At 43.7% G+C, this 20,708-nt stretch carries 23 protein-coding genes; 13 read left to right on the top strand and 10 right to left on the bottom strand.

Annotation, left to right across the window (positions count from 1 at the left end; all coding sequences use genetic code 11):
• Positions 1-168 precede the first annotated feature (168 nt).
• On the bottom strand, positions 169-1,215 hold the full coding sequence (locus tag NTU69_01160; protein MCX5802137.1) for an IS630 family transposase: 1,047 nt from the start codon (positions 1,213-1,215) through the stop codon (positions 169-171).
• An 87-nt stretch (positions 1,216-1,302) separates the two neighbouring features.
• Here NTU69_01160 and NTU69_01155 point away from each other — a divergent pair, with 87 nt between their 5' ends.
• From NTU69_01155 to NTU69_01125, 7 genes are all read left to right on the top strand, one after another.
• Positions 1,303-1,704: a hypothetical protein gene (locus NTU69_01155; GenBank protein MCX5802136.1), complete on the top strand. Its 402-nt coding sequence runs from the start codon at positions 1,303-1,305 to the stop codon at positions 1,702-1,704.
• A gap of 1 nt (position 1,705) precedes the next feature.
• Entirely contained in the window at positions 1,706-2,185 is a 480-nt protein-coding gene (locus tag NTU69_01150; GenBank protein ID MCX5802135.1) for a HEPN domain-containing protein, read from the top strand.
• Positions 2,182-5,283 (top strand): type I restriction endonuclease subunit R, encoded by a 3,102-nt coding sequence (locus NTU69_01145; protein ID MCX5802134.1) that lies wholly within the window; start codon positions 2,182-2,184, stop codon positions 5,281-5,283. Before NTU69_01150 ends, NTU69_01145 begins: the two co-directional genes overlap by 4 nt.
• Before the next feature lie 214 nt (positions 5,284-5,497).
• On the top strand, positions 5,498-5,626 hold the full coding sequence (locus tag NTU69_01140; GenBank protein MCX5802133.1) for a hypothetical protein: 129 nt from the start codon (positions 5,498-5,500) through the stop codon (positions 5,624-5,626).
• Positions 5,627-5,711: 85 nt separating this feature from the next.
• Entirely contained in the window at positions 5,712-5,894 is a 183-nt protein-coding gene (locus NTU69_01135) for a DNA-directed RNA polymerase (GenBank protein MCX5802132.1), read from the top strand.
• A 53-nt stretch (positions 5,895-5,947) separates the two neighbouring features.
• Complete coding sequence (locus NTU69_01130; GenBank protein ID MCX5802131.1) at positions 5,948-6,928, top strand: transposase; 981 nt, start codon at positions 5,948-5,950, stop codon at positions 6,926-6,928.
• Between the two features lie 38 nt (positions 6,929-6,966).
• Positions 6,967-7,299 (top strand): YajD family HNH nuclease, encoded by a 333-nt coding sequence (locus NTU69_01125; protein MCX5802130.1) that lies wholly within the window; start codon positions 6,967-6,969, stop codon positions 7,297-7,299.
• Here the strand turns inward: NTU69_01125 and dusB are convergent.
• The 5 genes from dusB to NTU69_01100 form a co-directional block, all read right to left on the bottom strand.
• On the bottom strand, positions 7,278-8,291 hold the full coding sequence (dusB, locus tag NTU69_01120; GenBank protein ID MCX5802129.1) for a tRNA dihydrouridine synthase DusB: 1,014 nt from the start codon (positions 8,289-8,291) through the stop codon (positions 7,278-7,280). The genes NTU69_01125 and dusB overlap by 22 nt on opposite strands.
• A 111-nt stretch (positions 8,292-8,402) precedes the next feature.
• Complete coding sequence (typA, locus tag NTU69_01115) at positions 8,403-10,223, bottom strand: translational GTPase TypA (protein ID MCX5802128.1); 1,821 nt, start codon at positions 10,221-10,223, stop codon at positions 8,403-8,405.
• A gap of 109 nt (positions 10,224-10,332) precedes the next feature.
• Positions 10,333-10,533 carry a cold-shock protein gene (locus NTU69_01110; protein MCX5802127.1) on the bottom strand — a complete coding sequence of 67 codons (201 nt, stop codon included), beginning with the start codon at positions 10,531-10,533 and terminating at the stop codon, positions 10,333-10,335.
• Positions 10,534-10,680: 147 nt separating this feature from the next.
• Complete coding sequence (locus NTU69_01105; protein ID MCX5802126.1) at positions 10,681-10,845, bottom strand: hypothetical protein; 165 nt, start codon at positions 10,843-10,845, stop codon at positions 10,681-10,683.
• 115 nt (positions 10,846-10,960) lie between these two features.
• On the bottom strand, positions 10,961-11,209 hold the full coding sequence (locus NTU69_01100) for a PC4/YdbC family ssDNA-binding protein (protein MCX5802125.1): 249 nt from the start codon (positions 11,207-11,209) through the stop codon (positions 10,961-10,963).
• Positions 11,210-11,501: 292 nt separating this feature from the next.
• Between NTU69_01100 and NTU69_01095 the strand changes: the two genes are divergently transcribed.
• Together NTU69_01095 and NTU69_01090 are read left to right on the top strand one after the other, a co-directional pair.
• Positions 11,502-12,272: an AsmA family protein gene (locus NTU69_01095; GenBank protein MCX5802124.1), complete on the top strand. Its 771-nt coding sequence runs from the start codon at positions 11,502-11,504 to the stop codon at positions 12,270-12,272.
• 102 nt (positions 12,273-12,374) lie between these two features.
• Entirely contained in the window at positions 12,375-12,686 is a 312-nt protein-coding gene (locus NTU69_01090; GenBank protein MCX5802123.1) for a hypothetical protein, read from the top strand.
• Positions 12,687-12,820: 134 nt separating this feature from the next.
• On the opposite strand, the gene NTU69_01085 is transcribed toward NTU69_01090, so the two are convergent.
• Together NTU69_01085 and NTU69_01080 are read right to left on the bottom strand one after the other, a co-directional pair.
• The gene (locus NTU69_01085) at positions 12,821-14,344 is read right to left on the bottom strand and encodes a transglutaminase-like domain-containing protein (protein ID MCX5802122.1); all 1,524 of its coding nucleotides are present in this window, start codon (positions 14,342-14,344) and stop codon (positions 12,821-12,823) included.
• A 595-nt stretch (positions 14,345-14,939) separates the two neighbouring features.
• On the bottom strand, positions 14,940-15,377 hold the full coding sequence (locus NTU69_01080; GenBank protein MCX5802121.1) for a hypothetical protein: 438 nt from the start codon (positions 15,375-15,377) through the stop codon (positions 14,940-14,942).
• 224 nt (positions 15,378-15,601) lie between these two features.
• Between NTU69_01080 and NTU69_01075 the strand changes: the two genes are divergently transcribed.
• A complete protein-coding gene (locus NTU69_01075; protein MCX5802120.1) occupies positions 15,602-16,207 on the top strand; it encodes a molybdopterin-dependent oxidoreductase in 606 nt (201 codons plus the stop codon).
• Positions 16,208-16,281: 74 nt separating this feature from the next.
• Here NTU69_01075 and NTU69_01070 read toward each other — a convergent pair whose 3' ends face one another.
• Entirely contained in the window at positions 16,282-16,992 is a 711-nt protein-coding gene (locus NTU69_01070) for a DUF72 domain-containing protein (GenBank protein MCX5802119.1), read from the bottom strand.
• A 92-nt stretch (positions 16,993-17,084) separates the two neighbouring features.
• On the opposite strand from NTU69_01070, the gene def reads away from it, so the two are divergent.
• The 3 genes from def to NTU69_01055 all read left to right on the top strand — a co-directional run bounded on the left by def (position 17,085) and on the right by NTU69_01055 (position 20,088).
• On the top strand, positions 17,085-17,582 hold the full coding sequence (def, locus tag NTU69_01065) for a peptide deformylase (protein MCX5802118.1): 498 nt from the start codon (positions 17,085-17,087) through the stop codon (positions 17,580-17,582).
• On the top strand, positions 17,579-18,499 hold the full coding sequence (fmt, locus tag NTU69_01060; protein ID MCX5802117.1) for a methionyl-tRNA formyltransferase: 921 nt from the start codon (positions 17,579-17,581) through the stop codon (positions 18,497-18,499). The genes def and fmt overlap by 4 nt, the downstream gene beginning before the upstream one ends.
• 95 nt (positions 18,500-18,594) lie before the next feature.
• Positions 18,595-20,088 carry a transglycosylase SLT domain-containing protein gene (locus tag NTU69_01055; GenBank protein ID MCX5802116.1) on the top strand — a complete coding sequence of 498 codons (1,494 nt, stop codon included), beginning with the start codon at positions 18,595-18,597 and terminating at the stop codon, positions 20,086-20,088.
• Positions 20,089-20,231: 143 nt separating this feature from the next.
• On the opposite strand, the gene NTU69_01050 is transcribed toward NTU69_01055, so the two are convergent.
• Positions 20,232-20,684 carry a GNAT family N-acetyltransferase gene (locus NTU69_01050; protein ID MCX5802115.1) on the bottom strand — a complete coding sequence of 151 codons (453 nt, stop codon included), beginning with the start codon at positions 20,682-20,684 and terminating at the stop codon, positions 20,232-20,234.
• Between the last annotated feature and the right edge of the window lie 24 nt (positions 20,685-20,708).

Below are 20,708 nucleotides of genomic sequence, written 5' to 3'. Positions count from 1 at the left end.
ATGGAGCTCGCTGTTACTCGGCAAAAAAATTCTTGTACTTTTATTTGACAATGCTCGAATAAATTCATAGTCTCCAAATCTTCCAAAATCTGACGGCAAAGAATGAACTTGTGATGAAACTTGAATCGCGTAGTGATCTAGTGTTACGTCCCATAAATAATATGTCCATTATGCCACCAGTGGTTTCCCCGTATATGTCCATGCAAAAGGGTGTGCTCGATGCTCACTATAGTGTTTAATGTAGTACATAATCTGATCGACCATTGTTTTCTTTGATTTCCATACGCCGCCGCGGATTACATCTTTTGAAAAGATGTTAAACCATATTTCAATTTGAGAAAGCCATGAGGCATAGGTAGGGGTATAGTAGATGGTAAGCCGTCTCCTACGTTTCACCCAGTCCATCACCTCTTTGTGTTTGTGGAGACTTAAGTTATCCATGACCACATGGAGGTATTTTCGGGGATAGGTACGGTAGAGGTGTTTGAGAAAATTGAGAAAAGTGATATGGTTATTCCTGTCCACACACCGCCCTGTAACCTTCCCATCGTGGACAGAAAGGGCTGCTAAGAGACAGGTTGTACCGTTTCTTTTATATGTTGCCGTGAGTCGTTTTGGATTCCCAGAACATAAGGGGAGTTCCGGTTGTGTCCTATCTAAAGCCTGTAACTGTGATTTTTCATCGACACAGAGAACCAAGGCATTTTCTGGAGGATGGAGGTAGAGCCCCAGAATAGCTGCCTGTTTTTCCTCAAATTCAGGATCAGGACTTTTGCCACACCAGTACTCAATTTTATGGGGCTTGAGTTTCCCTTCGCTCAGTATCCGATGTACCGTGGTTTTCCCCATACCTGTTGCCTGTGCTAATGTACGTGTATTCCACCTATTACTCCCATCGGTTGGTTTAGTACAAGCCAGCATGGTAACCCGTGTTTTGAGTTCGGGAAGAATTACCGGTGGTCTCCCGGAACGGAGGCGATCTTTGAGTCCTTCGATCCTATCCTTCATGAACCTTGTACGCCAGCGGGTGCAGTTTTGCCTGCTTAGCCCGCTTCTAAGTCTAATATCTGGAAGCGTATATCCCTCAGAGGAAAGTAATATTACTTTTGCACGTTGTGCATACCTCTGTTCAATTTTTCCTGTAGCTGCCCACATGGTTAATGTCTGTCTTTCTTCCTTTGTCAATGTGATTACAACCTTTTTTCCTCTTGGCATAGCATCCCTCCTTTCAGAGATATTATACCATATTAATTTGGGAATGCAACACTAGGCAAATCAAATTTGGACAGTAGGCAAAGGGATGTGGAGCTGATTCTTAGGTATAATGGTTTATTCCACTGGGGCAAGGACTACAAAAAACCTATGAAAGATTTTTTGTCAACCTTTATGAAGAGAAACCGTAACCCTTCTGACAAACTTATCGAACAAGAGCAAGAACGGTTTAAAAAAACATGTAATTTGATAGTAGTCTCGCTAGGAGAAAAACCATTTAATCCAAGAGGTGCACTAAATGCGGCAGTATTTGATTCGGTGTTTGTGGCATTTGCGAAACATCTGGGATCATGTCCAAGTGACATTCGAGAGCGTTACGAAGCACTTAAGGCGGACGACGACTTCAATAAATATACCCGAAGTTCAACTACTGATATTGAAGTAGTTAAAGGGCGACTCGAAAAAGCAGAGGAAATGCTGTTTAAGGGTTAATATGAAGATAGTAAACGTTGAATTAGCGATTAAGCTGTGCAAAGAACATTTGGATAATACTGGATCCAAAGGTACAGAAATCGAGTCAATTCTAACAAAATATCTGTTAGTCTACATTTGTGGGGCTTATGAAACAGAAATTAAGAAAATGGTAACCCAGAGGGCTGCAAAAGCTGGCGATAAAGAACTTGTATCATTTGTGAGAAGTACAATTAAAACATTTCGAAGCCTTAAAATGGATGACATCAGGGGAAACTTGCTGGGGCGATTTTGTGATAGTTACAAGGCAATATTTGACAGCAAGATTATAGGAACCGAGGCGGAGGCTCGTTTTACCAATATTGTTCTCAATAGGCATTTAGTTGCCCATGGAAGGGAGATTAATATTACATTCGATGAATTAGTAGAATCTTATTATAAGGCAAGCACGGTATTGAATACCATTAAAGAAGCGTTAGGCGTTAATGGGAGTATCCCGTGAAGCGCACAATCACTGAATCAGAAGTTGAACAGGCAGCCCTGGACATCTTTGAGGAACTCGGTTATAAGACCCTTTACGGCCCGGACATCGCCCCACCGCCTGAAGGCACAAGACCTGAGAGGAAGAGCTACTCGGACGTCGTGCTGATAGAGCGGTTTTCAAAGGCCATAGACAGGATTAACCCGAACATTCCGAAAGAAGCAAGAGAGGAGGCGGTTAAGAAAGTCTTGAGGGCTGAAAGCCCTAAGCTTCTTGTCAATAACCAGGCATTCCACACAATGCTCGTCAACGGCGTGGGCGTAGAATACAGGAAAAAGGACGGGCGCATCGCAGGAGACACGGTATGGCTTTTTGACTTCGAAGACCCTGAGAACAACGAATTTCTGGCAGTGAACCAGTTCACCGTCATTGAGAACAATTACAACCGCAGGCCCGACATAGTCGTCTTTGTCAACGGAATCCCCCTTACAGTCATAGAATTAAAAAACCCTGTTGATGAGAGCGCCACGGTCTGGAAAGCCTTCGACCAGTTCCAGACATACAAGCATGAGATATCATCCCTGTTCAACTATAACGAAGCCCTGATAGTGAGCGACGGCATGGAAGCCCGCGCAGGTACCATAACCTCGGGCAAGGAATGGTTCATGCTCTGGCGCACAACAGACGGCAAAGAGATAAAGTCAGAGATAAAAAGCAAATCAATGGAGGTCCTCCTGAAAGGCATGTTCGGGAAGACCAAATTCCTCGACATCATAAGGCACTTCATCGTTTTTGAGAAAGAGGAGCATGCCACCCACAAGAAGATTGCCGGCTACCACCAATACTACGCAGTAAACAAGGCAATAGAAGCCACAATAGAAGCATCCAGACCGAAAGGCGACAAGCGCTGCGGCGTAATCTGGCACAGCCAGGGCTCAGGCAAAAGCCTCACCATGGTATTCTACACAGGAAAGCTCATCCTCACCCTCGACAACCCCACAATAGTCCTGCTCACAGACAGAAACGACCTTGACGACCAACTCTTCGGAACCTTCGGACGGTGCCAGGAAATACTCAGGCAGGCCCCCGTACAGGCAGAAACAAGGGCAAGGCTAAGAGAACTTCTCAAAGTAGCCTCCGGCGGGATAGTCTTCACCACCATACAAAAATTCCTGCCGGAAGAAAAAGGCGATTCATACCCGCTATTGTCTGAAAGGCGGAACATAATTGTCATAGCGGACGAAGCGCATCGGAGCCAGTACGATTTCATAGACGGCTTCGCACGGCACATGAGGGACGCCCTGCCAAATGCATCATTCATAGGCTTCACAGGAACACCCTTAGAAAAAGCAGACAGGAACACCCCGGCTGTATTCGGTAACTACATAGACATCTACGACATGGAAAAAGCCGTCAACGACGGCGCAACAGTCAGGATATACTACGAAAGCAGGCTCGCCAAACTTGAACTGAAGCCCGAAGAAAGGCCAAAGATTGACCCGGAATTCGAGGAAGTAATGGAAGGCGAAGAGGTAGAGAAGAAAGAAAAGCTCAAAAGCAAATGGGCACGGCTCGAAGCCCTGGTAGGCAGCGAAAAGCGCATAAGGAACATCGCAAGAGACATAATCAACCACTTTGAAGACCGACTAAAAGTACTGGACGGCAAAGCAATGATAGTCTGCATGAGCAGAAGAATATGCGTAGAACTCCACGACGAAATCATCAAGCTAAGACCTGAGTGGTACCACAAAGACAACGACAAAGGAGTAATCAAAGTCATCATGACCGGCTCGGCAAGCGACCCCCAAAGCTGGCAGGAACACATAAGGAACAAGCAAGGAAGGCGGGACATCGGCGACAGGATGAAAGACCCCGACGACCCGCTAAGAATAGTAATCGTAAGGGATATGTGGCTCACAGGCTTTGACGTGAAAAACCTCCACACCATGTACGTGGACAAGCCCATGAGAGGCCACGGCCTCATGCAAGCCATAGCAAGGGTAAACCGGGTATTCAAAGACAAGCCAGGAGGACTAATAGTAGACTACATAGGCATAGCAGACGAACTGAAAAAGGCTTTGTCAGAATACACAGAAGGCGACAGGAAAGAAGTCGGTATTGATCAGGAAGAGGCAGTGGCGAAGATGCTCGAAAAATACGAGTTAGTCAATGCCCTCTTTGAAAGTTTCAACTACAAAGAATTCTTCAAGGCAGCGCCAAAAGAAAAAATGTCTGTAATAGCGGAGGCAATGGACTACATACTTGCACAGAAAGACGGCAAAGAAAGATTCGTAAAACACACATCGGAGCTATTATTGGCGTTTGCACTCTCAGTACCAAACGAAGAAGCCTTAAAGGTAAGGGATGACGTAGGATTTTTTCAAGCCGTCAAGTCACAATTCATAAAGAATACCACCACGACAAGCAAGACACAGGAAGAGCTCGATTCAGCCATCAGGCAAATCATCTCAAAAGCAGTAGTCTCAGACAAAGTTGTGGACATATTCGACGCCCTGGGACTGAAAAAGCCCGATATCTCAATACTCTCAGACGAGTTCCTCGAAGAAATAGGGGGTATGCAGCACAAAAACCTCGCCTTCGAACTCCTCAAAAAACTGCTGAACGACGAGATAAAAACAAGGTCCAGGAAGAACCTCATCCAGTCGAAATCCTTTGCCGAGATGCTCGAAAAATCCATAAGAAAGTACCAGAACAAAACAATAGAAACCGTAAAAGTCATTGAGGAACTCATACAGCTCGCTAAAGACATGCGCGAAGCCAACAGGAGAGGGGAAAAGCTAAACCTCTCAGATGACGAGCTTGCATTCTACGATGCCCTCGAAGTCAACGACAGCGCAGTCAAAGTGCTTGGGGATGAGACGCTGAGAACAATCGCAAGAGAACTCGCAAATACCATCCGCAACAACGTAACCATAGACTGGACATTAAGAGAAAGTGTCCAGGCTAAACTGAGAGTAGCGGTAAAAAGAGTTCTTCGAAAATATGGGTATCCGCCTGACAAACAGAAAAAGGCAACCGAAACCGTACTTGAGCAGGCAACAATGATCGCCAGAGATTGGGCGGAAAAGTCTGGGATAGAGATAGGCGTCGGTCCTTGACACAGGACAGGAAGGTCACAGATAGGCGTCGGTCCTTGACACAGGACAGGAAGGTCACAGGTTCAAATCTTCAAAAGTCAATCAATTGAGCTAATAGCTGATGGCTCGTAGCTCGTGGTATAGGTGTGTGACCCCCATATGCGGAGGTACATTGACGCACGGAAGTAGATAAACCCCATTGCCCGTTGTGCTATACTATAAAAAAGAGGTATGGTTGTCAGAGAAAAAATTGGCAAAGAAAAAGAAAGCAGAAGAAAAGAAACAAAGCAAACTGGATAAAAAAAACATACAGGCCAAGGCTGATTCAGAGCAGGCTTCGAATGAGGACGTCACTGTAGTATAAAGAAACACTTGAAATTCCTCTACGAAAGTCCTATAATAATTAGCTTAGGGACTAAAATCTTTAGCAAAGCTAAAAAGGAGGTAACATGGGATATCAGAAAGGTGGCAGCGGTGGATACGGTGGATACGGCGGAAGGCCACGGGAGATGCACAAGGCGATTTGCGCAGAGTGTAAGAAAGAATGCGAAGTCCCTTTTAAACCCAGAGATGACCGTCCGATATACTGTAAGGATTGCTATTCAAAGCGCAAGAACGAAGGTAGCAAATAATGGGGTCAAATCTTTATTCTTGACATTCAAATAAATTTAACTTAACTTTCAGCATGGCAAGACCTCTCCGCATTCAATTTGAGAATGCATACTATCATCTTACCTGCAGGGGGAATGCCCGGCAAAAGATATTTTTTAATGATTACGACCGCAAATATTTCCTGGATCTCCTGAAACGTTCAAGTGAGATCTATCAGGTGCAGATATTAGCCTTTGTCCTCATGGCAAACCATTTCCATCTCATTGTTAAGACACCCTTGGCCAATCTTCAGGAGTTTATGCGCCATTTTAATATCTCCTACACATCATACTTTAACAAACGACATAAAAAAACTGGCCATCTCTACCAGGGACGTTACAAATCCTTTGTTATAGATGCAGATAGTTATCTTCAAGAGGTTTCCCGGTACATCCATTTCAACCCGGTTCGGATGAGAGGATTATCCAATCTTCCTATCGATGAGAAGAAAAAGTATTTGAGGGATTACCCGTGGAGCAGTTATCCGGATTACAGTGCGAAAAAGAATCGGTATCCGTTCCTTTCCCTGGACGATACCCTGAACTACTGTGGAGGAGACAAAAAGCGCTATAGAGACTTTGTTGAAAGTGGATTATCAAAAACATTCAATCCATTAGAAAAAGGAAAAGGACACGGTATTGTTGGTGACAATCCTTTCGTAGAGAATATAAAAAAACATATTATTGAACCTATCAAAACAAAGAGAGAAATGCCGGCCATAAAGATGATATTGAAACAGGTTGAACCAGAAAAGATCTTTCAAGCAGTCACCAAACATGTGGGGGTAACAAAGGAAGAGATTCTAAAAAAAGGATACCAGAGCATTGCGCGTCCCCTCACAATGGATCTCTTATACCGATACGCTGGTATGAATCAGAGAGAGATTGGTGAGATTATGGGGGTTGACTACAGTTCAGTAAGCGTAGGAAGGAAAAGATTGCATATTCAACTGGAGAAAGATGCCCAACTGCAAAGGCAGATTCAAGGAATTATTGAATATATAAGTCAAGGATAAAGATTTGACCCCCATATGCGGTTGTCAGGGGTGCGAAGATGAGAAAAAAAAGATATACGGTGCGTAGCAAGACAGGAACAAGGTGGAAGGAGAGCGGTAAGTCCACTGAAGAAATAGTAAAGGAATTGCAGGACAATCTCCCGAAAAATGATTATAGAGAACAGTCGCTCCGAATCCACGGCCTCATCTGTGCCAAGTGCGCACGGGAGTTTGACTATAAGGACAGGCATCTTCTCACCGTTCACCATAAAGACGGCAATCACAGGAATAATCCACCGGATGGTTCTAACTGGGAAAACCTTTGTGTCTACTGCCATGATGATGAACACAGCAGGGGACTGCTCGGCGATTATTTAAGCAATGGGAAGTGACCTTGAGAGCAGATGCTGTCGTCTATCTTATCGAGCGTTTTTAGCTCTTCGATGACGTCAAGGAGTGCATCTGCCATGTCTGTCCTGAAAGCCTTGTCGCGGAGCAGTTTCATGCCCGCAAGTCCCCTCGTGTACCAGATAAAGAATTTGTGGAAGCTGCTCACACCCTTTCTTTCCCCATAATGTTCCACCGACAGGTGCAGATGGTTCTTCATTACAGCTATGCGCTCATGTACATCTGGTCTTTCGCAAAGCGTGCCATCCTGAAAGAAGCGGATTATTTCCCTGAATATCCAGGGATTTCCGAGAGAGCCCCGGGCGATCGCCACGCCGTCGCAGCCGGTCTCGTCAAACATCTTCTTGATTAAGGGCACTGAAATATTATCGCCGCTCGCAATCACGGGTATCTTTAAGGCTTCCTTCACCTCTTTGACTACCTGATAATCTACGGTCCCACTATATCCCTGGGTCTTTGTCCTACCATGGATAAAGAGGGCGCTGATGCCGGCATCTTCGGCATAGAGGGCAATCTCCCTTGCATTTACCGAATCGGGGTCCCACCCTGCCCTGATCTTCACAGTTACAGGGACTTTCGAATGGTCAACCAGTACCTTGAGAAGTTCCCTGAGTTTGCGGGGCTCTTTGAGGAGTGCTGCCCCTTTTCCCTTGCGCGTAATTTTGGGGGTGGGACAGGCAGCGTTGAAATCGAGAAGGTCAAACTTGTATCCTTCGAGGGCGTCAAGGGCTTTCAATATATTTTTTTCATCGTTACCCAGCAACTGTATACCCAAGGGGCGGTCATCAGGGGTTGAGGAGAGCATGTGGCGGGTTCTCTTATCCTTGTGGTGTAAAGCCCTCACATCAATCATCTCCGTAAAGGCAAGGGGAGCGCCAAAGGCACGGGTAATCAGGCGGAAGGACAGATCGCTTACCCCGGCCATAGGGGCAAGCATGCAGGGGAGCGGCAGCATAAGGTTACCGATAATGAGCACGCCTCATTCTAACCCTCGCCTGCGAAGGTGTCAAATATCAAAAACTTGTTGACACAGGACAGGAAGGTCACAGGTTTAAATCTTCAATGGGAGGTTGAAGGAAGAGTGCTCTCAAGCCTTTGCTGCGGTTAGTCGTGCCCTTTTACGCTGAAGGTTGTCGAGGATGATCTTTCGTAATCTGATTGAGCGGGGCGTTATTTCAACGAGTTCGTCCTCATTGATGTAGGAAATGCAATCTTCCAGGCTCATTTTTCTGAAGGGGGTAAGAATAACAGCGTCATCAGAGCCCGCGGCCCTCATGTTTGTAAGTTTTTTTCCTTTCGCAGGGTTTATCACCAGGTCATTTTCACGGCTGTGTTCTCCGATAATCTGGCCACCGTAAACCTTTTCACCGGGGCCTATAAATAATTGTCCTCTTTCCTGAAGGTTAAAGAGCGCATACGCCACGGTACTGCACTGTTCCATTACCACGAGAGCCCCGTTGTTGCGGTTCTTTATTTCACCGGCATACCGGTCGTAACCGTCAAATATGTAGCTCATCGTACCCATACCTTTTGTCTCGGTCATAAATTCTGAACGGAAACCAATAAGCCCTCTGGTTGGAACCCTGTACCTCATCCTGACCGTCCCGTTATTCTGGTGCATTTCGACCATCTGGCCTTTCCTTTTCCCGAGGTTTTCGATCACGTTTCCTGAGTAAGGTTCATCGACATCAATCGTGAGTTCTTCATAAGGCTCAAGCCTTCCCCCATTTCCCTCTTTGAATATAACCATGGGTCGTGTAACCTGAAATTCATAGCCCTCCCTGCGCATCTTTTCGATAAGGATCGAGAGGTGAAGCTCACCTCTCCCGGATACTTTGTATCCAATACCATCGGTTAATTCTTCTAAGATGAGTGCAATGTCCGATAGCGTCTCACGAATGAGTCTTTCACGGATATGTCTCGAAGTAAGAAATCTCCCTTCGTTTCCGGAAAAAGGCGAGTCGTTAGGGATAAAGTTCATGGATATTGTTGGCGGGTCTATTTCGATACCGGGCAGAGGGAGGGGGTTTTCAGGGTCGGTAAGGGTCTCGCCAACCATAATAGATTCCATACCGGCTACCGCAACTATTTCGCCGACACCGGCAGTCTCGACCTCTTCTTTGCCACTACCTTTGAACCGGTAGATCTTTGTGATACGGGCAGGTGTTGTGAAACCGTCAGTTTTTGCAACAATAACGTCTTTGTTTATATTTAGAAGTCCCGAGGTTATTTTTCCTATTGCCAGTCTTCCGAGAAAGGAAGAGTAGGCGAGCGAGCTCACAAGCATCTGCAGGGGGGCTTCGGGATTTCCGGTTGGAGGCGGAATAGAATTTACGATCATTTTGAAAAGCGGAATCATCGTACCGTGGTTCCGGGTATGATCAAGCGTTGCGTAACCTCTCTTTGCGGAGGTATAAATAACGGGGAAATCAAGTATATCATCTGGTGCGCCCAGTTTTACAAAAAGATCAAAGACCTGATCTACTACCCAGTCGCACCGGGCTGCCGGTTTATCTATTTTGTTGATAACGACAATAACAGGTATGTTAAGGATGAGCGCCTTTTTGAGGACGAAACGGGTCTGGGGCATTGGCCCTTCCGCTGCATCCACAAGGAGAAGCACGCCATCAGCCATTTTAAGGACCCTTTCGACCTGGCCGCCGAAATCTGCATGTCCTGGTGTATCGATAATATTAATAAAAAAATCCTTATACATAAAGGAACCATTCTTTGAAGAAATTGTTATGCCACGTTCCTTCTCAAGATCCATAGAATCCATGAGTCGTTCTTCGACCACTTCGTTATCGCGGAACATTCCGCTCTGTCTGAAAAGCTGGTCTACAAGTGTTGTCTTCCCGTGATCCACATGGGCGATGATTGCGATATTTCTAATTTTGCTCTGTTCCATACTCCCTCATTATAGTATGAATGGTTCGGTGGCGGTTCTGATTAACAGTCCTATCTCGGGGTGTTCTAAAGAAAAGCAGGTCCAGATAACCTGAACCTGCTTTATGGGCTTAGCCTTTTACTACGTTTGATGCTGCGGGGCCTTTTGGGCCACTTACAACATCAAAGGTTACACTTTCGCCTTCAGCCAGGGATTTGAAACCACCGTCCTGAATGGCAGAATAGTGAACAAAAACATCTCCGCCGTCATCTTTTGTAATAAAACCAAAACCCTTTGACTCGTTGAACCATTTCACAGTTCCTTTCGCCATATCGACATACCTCCTTTTTAGAATGTGGAAGAATACGGAACTGTGTTACGAAGTGACGACAAAAATGAAGATTCTTGTGGTAGCAACTAACAAAGGTTTCCGAAACTCCAGTTGAATCATATCACAAAACCAGGATGATTGCAATACTTATTCGAGATCTTTCTTGCTTTCCTCTGGAACTGTTTCTACTGTGCCGGTTTCCTTCGCTGTCTGTCCACCAAACCGACGCTGCCTCTTTTCTTCTTGTTTTTGCAATCGTGATAATTCCTTTTGCCTTTTCTTACTCCTGAACTCTCCACCGTGTTTTGCCAAGATAACCTCCTAATCCCCATGTTTTGCCGGACATGCAATTAAATAGCATGAGGTTTTATAAGCTCTATATAACACAACTTCAAAGAACGATCAGATACCGGAGGGGATGGGCTTATTATGCTTCTATTCCCGATAGTTTCTTTTGTGCTTCCCGCAGGAGATTGATCACAGTATCAACCTTTTCAGGCGCAAAGGAAATGCCTTCTGCGGTTGGCATCAGTTCACCGTCATTGATAATCTGATACACCCGTAAATCAATAACCTTTATCCCCTTGTGGTCCTCTACCGTCACCAGGAGCCTTTGTTTAGAGTTTGTCATAATCTTTCCTATTAACATGAAATCTCCATCCTTTATATAGGCCACACATTCTTGATTCAAAATGCGATGCAGCCCGTTTTGGTGTAAAACTATTTCGTGGTCTCTCAAAACAACTACATATGGTACTTCTATTTGAGGCAGGTGTGTGAAGCGGCTGCGTATATGTTTTTATTCTACTACACATTCCGTCGTAATTCAACGATTAATTGGGGGCTACCCATTAAATATGACAACCTATTTAGGATAGGTCTTGAAATATAATATTTATTTTGCGACAATCACTTAACGCTTGTCCTTTACACTAAGGCATTTACATTTTGAAAAGGAGGCATGATATATGAAAAAATGGATTTTTCTTGGTGCTGGTGCCTTTGTCCTGATCGTTGTGATCCTTTTTGTAGTCCTCGTTTCTAACCTCGGACCTATCATCAGGGAGGCTGTCAATGTCTATGGCCCGAAGATCACCAGGACTGAGGTCCGCCTGGGAAATGTAAGCATTTCTCTTTTTGGCGGGAAGGCAACGCTCAAAGACTTTCACCTCGGCAACCCCCGGGGATTCACATCGCCGGAGGCAATGACTGTGGCGTTAATCTCTATTAATCTGGAAAAGAAATCCATAACTTCTGATACAATTATTATAGACAGGATTGAGCTACTTCGTCCAGAGATAACCTACGAGCGAAGGGGCAACACCGACAACTTCAAGGCCATTCTCGAAAATATCAAAAGGGAAACGGGCACCGAGGATACAGCAAGGAAGGAACCCAGCAAGGAGGGCAAACAAAAGAAAATCCTGATAAGGAATTTCATCGTAAAGGATGGTAAAGTCAATCTTGTTGTACCCGGGCTTGCAGGTCAGCGTATAAGCGCCTCACTTCCAGAACTCCACCTCAGGAATTTAGGTACTGGAAAGAATGGTAAGTCCCCTGCGGAGGCGTTTAGTGAGGTTTTCGCGAGGCTATATGAGAAGATCACCTCTTCAGCCGTAACCAAAGCTTTTCAGGAAGGACTCAAGGCAGCCGATTCCGCATCGAGGGATGTGGGTAAAGGTGTGCAGAAAGAAGTTGGGTCAGCAACGGAAAAGCTGAAGGGAATATTTAGAAAATAATGGAAATTATTAAAGATCACATCTTTACTTTTCACTCAATCCCTTGGAAACATAATTGGAGTCAGAGCTTGAACCATAACATTTTTGTCCCTTAATTACCTCATGGGGTTATACGGTAAAGGGATTTTTATAGGTGTTGCACAACATCAAAACCGGTGTTATATTTATAGTATGACAGCAGAAGAAAGACATTTAATTACGATATATGCAGATAAGGTGTTCCATGGAAAGACAATCCGTCAGGAGATTCCGGCCTGTGTGTGCGGTAAGGTTTATAACGAAAAAGAACTCTACGATGCGCCGGGGGTTTTCTTCAGGGAAGTGGATGTCTTCGGAAAGACCTTCACCCTGATAGAACCTTTGTGTCCGGTATGCAAGCGGAGGATCACGGCGTACTTTAATATACTCAACTAAAATCTATTACTGGGGCTTGCGTCGCCCCCTCCACCGGCAAAGCCCGCAGAGCCTCCCCCTCTCGCTCACGGTGTTCGCTGTATAGATTCCCACGGGCTTGCCCGTGGGAATCTATAGAGGATTATTCTGTATAGTTAATACTGCGTCTCGATTGTAATATCATAACCTTTCAGTGCGGGTATGATGGGGAGGTCCTCCATTGTCTCACACTCTGCTTTTGGTATCTGGAGGGTTGTGTTAAAGACAGACCTTTCCCTCTCCCTCGGCTCGACAGGTACGTCCGCATCCTTCTGGATTACCATCCTCCGGTTGTCCAGGTGACCGAAGAAATACTCATGCACCTTCTTCCGCTCACCCTCTGTCAGTTCGTCTGAATAGAGCACAACCTCGTCTATCGTTGGATCAACAGGTATCCAGCCGTAGTTGGGGATATAGAATTCAGCCCAGAAATGTGTCGAGGGTGACCCGGGGGTAAGTAGCATCCCTCCGATTGCCCTGGCGGGAATCCCTATGGAGCGGCAGAGAGCAGCAAAAATCATTGACTGTGAGCCACAGTCGCCATAGCCATTCTCCAAAACAAAGAGCGATTCTGGCTTAAGCGTCTCATAAAGGTACAGATGGGGCATATAGCTGTACCGGTATTTGTTTACCACTTCATAATATATCCTTTTTGCCTGTAGGTACGGGTTTTTCTCGTTGCCAACCATCTCAAGGGCTTTCCTCTTTATCTCCGGATTCACGATGATGTTGTCACTCGATGAGGTGTAATGCCTGTAGAGTTCGGATGTCCTGTCGTATTCACCAACGTTTCCCGGGTCAACGGTGAAATACTGCTCGTAGTGAGTGAATGAGTATTTCATGGAGATGTGGATGTCTTCCTTTACCGTATCAAGGGGAATTTCAAAATAGGCGCTCCCGATGTCATAATCGAGCTGAGGGGTCCTTTTAAGATATTTTTGTGGTTCAATGGAAATGACCCTTACATCCCTCTGGGAATCGAGTAGTATTGGCACAGGAATCCAGAGCCTGTATATCCCTTTTTCAGGAAGTTCCTTCCTCGGGATGTCGACCTTCACATCTGCAATGTACGTTTGAGGGTTGATGTATGAATTCCATTGTTTTAGCATGTATGTGTTATCGAGCTGCCTGAATATGATATCGCCGTACTTTTTCGCAATTACGTTATAATGTTCGTATATTTTTGGAAGCCTTTTTCTAAGTTCGGGATGCCTGAAAAGGATATTCGATGTGAATTGCTCGAAATAACGGGGATTGCCGTCGATTATCACTCGTTCACCTTTAAGCTTGCCAATAAGCGCCTTTTTTTCTTCTGCGGAAAAGCCTTCAAATACCTCATTTAACTTTGCCATCGCCTGTTCTTCGCTAAAAGGAAACTCTATAAGAATCGCAGTCATCTTGAATATTTTATCGCGGCACATCTGGGCTTTTACAGCATTGCCTGTTTTTAAATACTGCGACCTGGCAGCCTTATATAGCTCGAGGGCTTTTTGGTAATATGCCTTTGTTTCGAACTGTTCTGCCTCTGCATACTGTGTATCTCCACTACTTGCGAAAGTGGCAAAGGCGAATGTTTGTATCACGAACAGAGAGACAATAAATACTGCCATTACCACGTATATCTGTCTTATTTTTCTCATGACTTCTCCTTTCCTAATTCCTTGTTTCTTCAGAATGGCCTTGTGTCCAGTATATAGAAAACCCTGCTTAAGTGTCAATTGTATACTACAAAGGTTTAGACAACTTTCTTTTCCTGCAATAATCTGGTAAAACATAAAAGGCTGGCGAAAAGTCCGGAAGGAAATAACATGACAGAGCATAAGAGGTGTCCATATATCGATAGAGAATGCGGGAGTTGGTGCAAATTTCTCGATAAAGAAAAAAATTGTGCATTTGTCAAAGTGGAAGAGTTATACTAAGGCTGCAGTTTAAAGATAAAAAGGTACTACCATTCTCCGGGGAACCATCATAAGAAGCGGGGATACGCATATATTTTATAAAGCATCCGAAACAAAAATGACAAGGCGTCTTCCTACTATCCGATATGAAGGCGCCTTAAATATGTCAATAGAGAGGTATTTTTGATCTTTGAGCAACACCAATAAGCTCTTGTTTATACTGGCCATAGCCATCTTTCGGGTGGACCTTCACTCTATCATCCTTTTTTGCCTGTGACATTGTTTTATCCTTTTTCTCGTCAAGTGGTGTTCAAAGACCATATTTCATATTCAGTTGTTAGTTACAGCCACCGCATCGCAAAGAACCATCACAGTTTGTAATGTCCTGACCATTATTGATACATGCGTTGTAGTTAAAACCAGAATTCGGGATCGTCTTACCTTTTTGTATCCTTTTGCAAATAGCTGTTAAGAAATTCTCGTTCCAGGAGATATTGCTACAGGATCTCTTGAAGCTCCCCTGAGGTGTACATCTCAACTTTGACTTATCATTCCAGATTTGGCCACTTTCACAGATTTTGTAGGCGAGAGATGTGGATTTGAATTTGCCCTTGTAGCTGCAATCACACCTTAACGTATTGCCATCGTCAGTACAATTCTTACAGGTTTGTTGATAGCTTCCATCGGGCAAGGAAAAGGCGTTGTTTGTGAGAAAGAATACACCGATAACCATAGAAACCGCACAAACTGCAAGAAAGATTCTTTTTTTACGCATTTGAACCCCCTTATATGGTATTTGAAATAATGAAAATAGTATTACAATATAGGAGAGGGAAATACCATACCTTTTTATTCTATTTATTTTTGTAAGGATAGGGATTCAGGAAAATAAGCTTGTTCTCTTCGTCCAGGACATCTGGTATCATAGAAAAAAGGTCATAATATGAAGGGAGCATGGTTCCTTATAGGTGAGAATGTGAATGGTAGGGAGGTAAACCCATGAGCAAGTTAAAAAGGTTAAATGTGCCGGTATTCTGGGTAGAGGGTCATCCAGGCATTTTAGACCGCGAGAGCTGGAAGATTGAGGTTCAAGGATTGTGTAAAGAACCGAAAACTTTCACCTGGCAGGAATTCTCTAAAATGCCCAAAACTATTGCCGATGCCCGTCTTACGAGTGTCACCAGGTTTTCAGTTCGGGGGAGATGGGGCGGGATAAAGGTCTCGGATATGCTGGAGGCAGTGAATGCAGTACATTCTGTAAAATATGTCCGTTTCTGGTCAATGAGGAAAATATACGATACATCAATCTCTATCAATGTGGCTCTCAGGGAAAGAACCCTATTGGCTTATGAATTTGATGGGGAATATCTGGATGAGGATTATGGGGGTCCTATGAGGGTATTCTGTCCCTACCTGTGGGGCTATAAATCAGCAAAGAGTGTTGTGAAGATAGAACTGATGGATTACTATCTTCCTGGATTCTGGGAAAAGCGGGGTTATACAGACGATGCTGTGATTGAAGCAGGCATGGTGCGTGATATGAATCAGGGAGGGAAAATGCGACCTATACCGGATGGCGAGGTCATTAATTTTCTCGATGAATGAGGGGAAATACCTTTGTGAAGATTATGGGTGGATGATAATGCCGGAGGTCATTAAATAACATAAGATACTCAGTATCAAAGCATCTTTTTCAAGGCGATCACATTCTTAACTGCATAGCCCATAAAATCATTATCAAAGTAGATAAAGGTATCCTTTCCCCATAGAAGTATCCTGTCTCTCCATATGCGCAGTTCTCTATCGCTGTAATTTGATGCATAGAGCCTCTCTGCACCGTGGAGCCTTATGTAGACAAACTGAGCGGTGATTTCCTCACAGTAAGGGAACCTGCCTGCAGTATCCGCTATGCACAGGGCAATGCCCTTCTCTTTGAGGAGCGAAAAAAATGTATCATTAATGAAGGTGTTATGACGCACTTCTATCGTGTATTTGAACCCCTTATCCAGCATCTCAAGAAAGTCATGCATAAGCTTTTCGTCAAATTTAAGTCCCGGCGGAAGCTGTATCAGAATTACACCAAGCTTATCCTGAAGGACGGAAGTATTTTCCATAAAACGGGCTATTGAGGTGCTTTCTATTTTAAGCCTCTTTATATGGGTAATAAACCTTGACATCTTGAGGGAAAACAAAAAACCATCGGGCACTGTGCTGTACCACTTCTTATATGTTGAAGCCTTTACATCCCTGTAGAAGGTCACGTTGATCTCAATGGTGTTGAGATGTTGTGCATAGAAGGATAGCCAGTCAGCTGATTTGAGACCTTCAGGGTAAAAAATGCCCTTCCAGTGCGAGTACTGCCAGCCAGAGGTACCAACAAGACATCTCATGGGAAGATTATACAGCTTATGGCGAGGAAATGTCATCCTCCGGAATCAATAGAATGGTTGACTAACGCAGTAATATGATTTAAAAATATAGCATGGCGTTTATAAAGATTAAAACGTATCCAGACCCTGTACTCAGGAAAAAGGCCGTAGCAATAAAAAAGGTCACAGATGAAATAATAAGGCTCTCGGGAGACATGATAGAGACAATGAGGCTGTCGAATGGTGCTGGACTTGCCGCTAACCAGGTTGGAGTGCCTATCAGGCTTATTGTAATAGATACCCATTTAAATAAGGAAAACGAACCCATTATACTTTTTAACCCGGAAATTGTTACAATGGAGTCTGAAGTTATTACTGAGGAGGGGTGCTTGAGTGTGCCTGGTTTTTATGAATTTGTGAAGAGGGCGAAGAATGTTCTGGTGAAGGGCGTAACGTTAAAGGAAAAGCCATTCGAGATGTTCTGTGAAGGTCAATTGGCGAGGGCCTTCCAGCATGAGATAGACCACCTGAACGGTATCCTCTTTATTGACTATCTGAGTCCGATAAAGAGAAACCTCTTTAAGAAGAAATATACAAAAAGCGGGAAATGAACATAGTTTTCTTCGGTTCTTCAAGCTTTTCAGTGCCTGCATTAAAATCAATTTCTCATTCTGTAATATGTGTGGTCACAAAAAAGGCAAAGCCGAAGGGCAGGGGTTATATATTTGAAGATAATGAGGTTAAAAGGGCTGCCCTTGATATGCACCTCCCATTAATAGAAATAGAGTCCTTCAAGGATGAATCAGCCCGCCAGCTTGAGCAATTGAAACCCGAATTGTTTGTTGTAGCCTCTTTTGGTCTTATTGTCCCCAAATGGGCATTGGATTTACCGATTATCGGTGCAATAAACGTTCATCCCTCGCTGCTTCCCAAGTATAGAGGCCCATCACCTATCCAGTGGGCAATATGGAATGGGGAAGAGGAAACAGGTATCACGCTAATCAGGATGAATGAAAAGATGGATGCCGGTAATATTCTTTATCAGGAAAATATGGTGATTAAAAGGGAAGATAATATGATTACCCTGTCTGAAAGGCTTTCGAAAAGGGCTTCTGAAATACTTCCGGGTTTTATTGAAAGGGTAGGTAATTTTGGCATGGAAGATGGTATTGTACAGAACCATGAAGAAGCCACATACACACCTATCATCACGAAGGAGATGGGCAGGATAGACTGGTATGCAGGGGCAATGGAGATAGTGAGACAGATAAAGGCCCTCGTTCTCTGGCCGACAGCCTACACATTTCTGGATGGGAGGATACTGAAGATATTTGATGGAGAGATGAAAGGCTATGACGGAAAAGAGGGTCCCGGTGTAGTTTCTGGTGTGAGTAAAGATGGAATTTATGTGTCTACCCACAATGGGGCATTGGTTATAAAGGAAGTGCAGCTGGAGAACAAAAAGAGGATGAAGGCCTATGAATTTGCAAATGGTTACAGGGAACTCAATGGAAAAACACTGGGGTAGCGTAAAAACACATTTTTTTGTTGACATGATAAGGGTTTAACCTTTATTATCAAGGTAATGAGTTTGGTATCATTTTTGCTTATTATCGGGGGAGAATGAAAAGGATAACTATAATCGTTGTCGCTTTATTATTTTTGGCAGGATGTGCAACAAGCGGACAGGTTGTCACAATTGGTAGTACCCCCTATCTTGAAAGTGAAACTCTTTTAGATAAAGAAGACCCCGTTCAAACATCAAAGGGTGAAGTGTCAAAAAGGTTAAGCACCGTCGACAAAAAAAATATCACTTCAGTTAAAAATGGAGAACAAAATATTGATGATGAAGATGATATAATATCACTTTTAGAACATGATACATTCGAAGATTTTGACATACCCATTGTATTTAACGATGCTGTTAAATATTATATAGGATATTTCACCACAGAAAAAAGAAAGGTTTTCGTGAACTGGTTAAAAAGGGCAAGGTACTATGTCCCCATTATAAAGGAGATATTAAAGGAACATGGCATGCCTGAAGACCTTGTCTATCTTGCCATGATAGAAAGTGGTTTTAACCCCAAGGCGTATTCTCGCGCTAAGGCATGCGGACCATGGCAGTTTATTTACTCAACGGGTGGAAGATATGGACTTAAGGTGAATTACTGGATAGATGAAAGAAAGGACCCTGAAAAGTCTACTGTTGCAGCGGCAAAATATTTAAAAGACCTTTTCAATCAATTCGGATGCTGGTATCTTGCGGCAGCAGGTTATAACGCAGGTGAAAAGAGGGTAGAAAGGGCGATTGAAAAGCACAATACAAACGATTTCTGGGAGCTTGCGAAGTATAATGCCCTTCCAAGGGAGACAAGGGAGTATATCCCGAAACTTATTGCTGCGGCAATAATTGCCAAGGATCCAGAAAAATTTGGTTTTGGCAGTATAAAGTATGACGACCCCATAAGATTTATTGAAATAAAGGTTCCGGGTGCAACCCCACTCTCGGCTATAGCAAAGGCAAACTCTATGGATTTATCTGAATTGAAATCGTACAACCCTGAAATCTTAAGGGGAATAACACCACCGAAGATGGATAATTATGCCATCAAACTGTCATCTCCCGTGAATTTGGAAGAATTTAATAGGAATCTCGAAATTGCACTGAGCAAGGAGAGGAAGGTAAGGGATGTGGTGGCTTATAAGGTCAAAAAGAAAGACACCCTGGCGAAAATTCTGAAGAGATACGGAGTGAAACAGGAAGATATTTATCTGGTAAACGATTGTGAGGAAGGATTAAAATTAAGGCCTGGTATGGTTTTAAACATACCGAGATTTTCAACGCCTTCTAAAAAAACAGCGGTTGCAAAGAATGTGAAGAAGGAGAACACCGAGGTAAAGACTGCTTCACTTACGAAATCAGAGAAACCCGATAGACCGGATAAGCCTGAACAGCAGACCACTAAAACCTACCACATCGTGAAGAAGGGTGAAACACTATCAACAATATCCAGTAAATACGGGGTAGATGTAGCAACCATCAAATCAGCAAACAACTTGAAAACCAGCAAAGTCTATCCAAGGATGAAGTTAAAGATTGTAATTGAAGGATAGCAATAAAAAAACAATAACCAATCACCAATAATCAAGCTCTAAATAATATTAAATTCAATATGTTAGCCATTAATCATTGATGGTTGGAATTTGTTTGGATGGTGTAATTTGGTTATTGGTTATTTTCTCAGATAGTGAATGATTTATACCTTTAAAACGAGGTTTATCATATCACCCCGTGAAAAGCCCATGGCATGGAAAAACTGGAGAAGGTCCCAGTCATTCCAGTTTACAAGTGTATAGATTGTATCAACGCCGTATTTTTTTATATTAGTTATCAGGGTATTCGCAAGCACCCTTGCTATGCCTCTGTTTTGATAATCCGGGTCTATACCTATTATGTCAATCCAGCCAATATTGTTAGGAACCTTAAATTCCCATCCACTTACCTCTCCAAATATAAAGCCTACTACTTTTCCGTCTATCTCTGAGACAAGTGAAGCATCCAGGGGCCTTGTATCTGCCTGTTTTATAATCTTTGTAGCCCAGTAGTCCCTTCTTGTTTCTCCGAGTACCTTTGTATCTATTTCTACAATAGGATCAAGGTCCTCTTTTACCATTTCTCTGATTGAAAGTTTGTCAAAAAAGTTGCTCATATAAGCCTTTGCTTGTCCCCTTTT

The organism is Pseudomonadota bacterium (genome assembly GCA_026388215.1).
Taxonomy (GTDB): Bacteria; Desulfobacterota; Syntrophorhabdia; order Syntrophorhabdales; family Syntrophorhabdaceae; genus JAPLKF01.
This window is presented reverse-complemented; position numbering and strand designations above follow the sequence as displayed.

What these genes read in the sequence shown, in the direction of transcription:
- def (MCX5802118.1), top strand. Translation starts at nt 17,085, where the DNA reads ATGGCGTTTATAAAGATTAAAACGTATCCAGACCCTGTACTCAGGAAA.
- NTU69_01075 (MCX5802120.1), top strand. Translation starts at nt 15,602, where the DNA reads ATGAGCAAGTTAAAAAGGTTAAATGTGCCGGTATTCTGGGTAGAGGGT.
- NTU69_01090 (MCX5802123.1), top strand. Translation starts at nt 12,375, where the DNA reads ATGGGGTTATACGGTAAAGGGATTTTTATAGGTGTTGCACAACATCAA.
- NTU69_01135 (MCX5802132.1), top strand. Translation starts at nt 5,712, where the DNA reads ATGGGATATCAGAAAGGTGGCAGCGGTGGATACGGTGGATACGGCGGA.
- typA (MCX5802128.1), bottom strand. Translation starts at nt 10,223, where the DNA reads ATGGAACAGAGCAAAATTAGAAATATCGCAATCATCGCCCATGTGGAT.
- NTU69_01050 (MCX5802115.1), bottom strand. Translation starts at nt 20,684, where the DNA reads ATGAGCAACTTTTTTGACAAACTTTCAATCAGAGAAATGGTAAAAGAG.
- NTU69_01125 (MCX5802130.1), top strand. Translation starts at nt 6,967, where the DNA reads ATGAGAAAAAAAAGATATACGGTGCGTAGCAAGACAGGAACAAGGTGG.
- NTU69_01160 (MCX5802137.1), bottom strand. Translation starts at nt 1,215, where the DNA reads ATGCCAAGAGGAAAAAAGGTTGTAATCACATTGACAAAGGAAGAAAGA.
- NTU69_01070 (MCX5802119.1), bottom strand. Translation starts at nt 16,992, where the DNA reads ATGAGATGTCTTGTTGGTACCTCTGGCTGGCAGTACTCGCACTGGAAG.
- NTU69_01095 (MCX5802124.1), top strand. Translation starts at nt 11,502, where the DNA reads ATGAAAAAATGGATTTTTCTTGGTGCTGGTGCCTTTGTCCTGATCGTT.
- NTU69_01110 (MCX5802127.1), bottom strand. Translation starts at nt 10,533, where the DNA reads ATGGCGAAAGGAACTGTGAAATGGTTCAACGAGTCAAAGGGTTTTGGT.
- fmt (MCX5802117.1), top strand. Translation starts at nt 17,579, where the DNA reads ATGAACATAGTTTTCTTCGGTTCTTCAAGCTTTTCAGTGCCTGCATTA.
- NTU69_01150 (MCX5802135.1), top strand. Translation starts at nt 1,706, where the DNA reads ATGAAGATAGTAAACGTTGAATTAGCGATTAAGCTGTGCAAAGAACAT.
- NTU69_01085 (MCX5802122.1), bottom strand. Translation starts at nt 14,344, where the DNA reads ATGAGAAAAATAAGACAGATATACGTGGTAATGGCAGTATTTATTGTC.
- NTU69_01130 (MCX5802131.1), top strand. Translation starts at nt 5,948, where the DNA reads ATGGCAAGACCTCTCCGCATTCAATTTGAGAATGCATACTATCATCTT.
- NTU69_01080 (MCX5802121.1), bottom strand. Translation starts at nt 15,377, where the DNA reads ATGCGTAAAAAAAGAATCTTTCTTGCAGTTTGTGCGGTTTCTATGGTT.
- NTU69_01055 (MCX5802116.1), top strand. Translation starts at nt 18,595, where the DNA reads ATGAAAAGGATAACTATAATCGTTGTCGCTTTATTATTTTTGGCAGGA.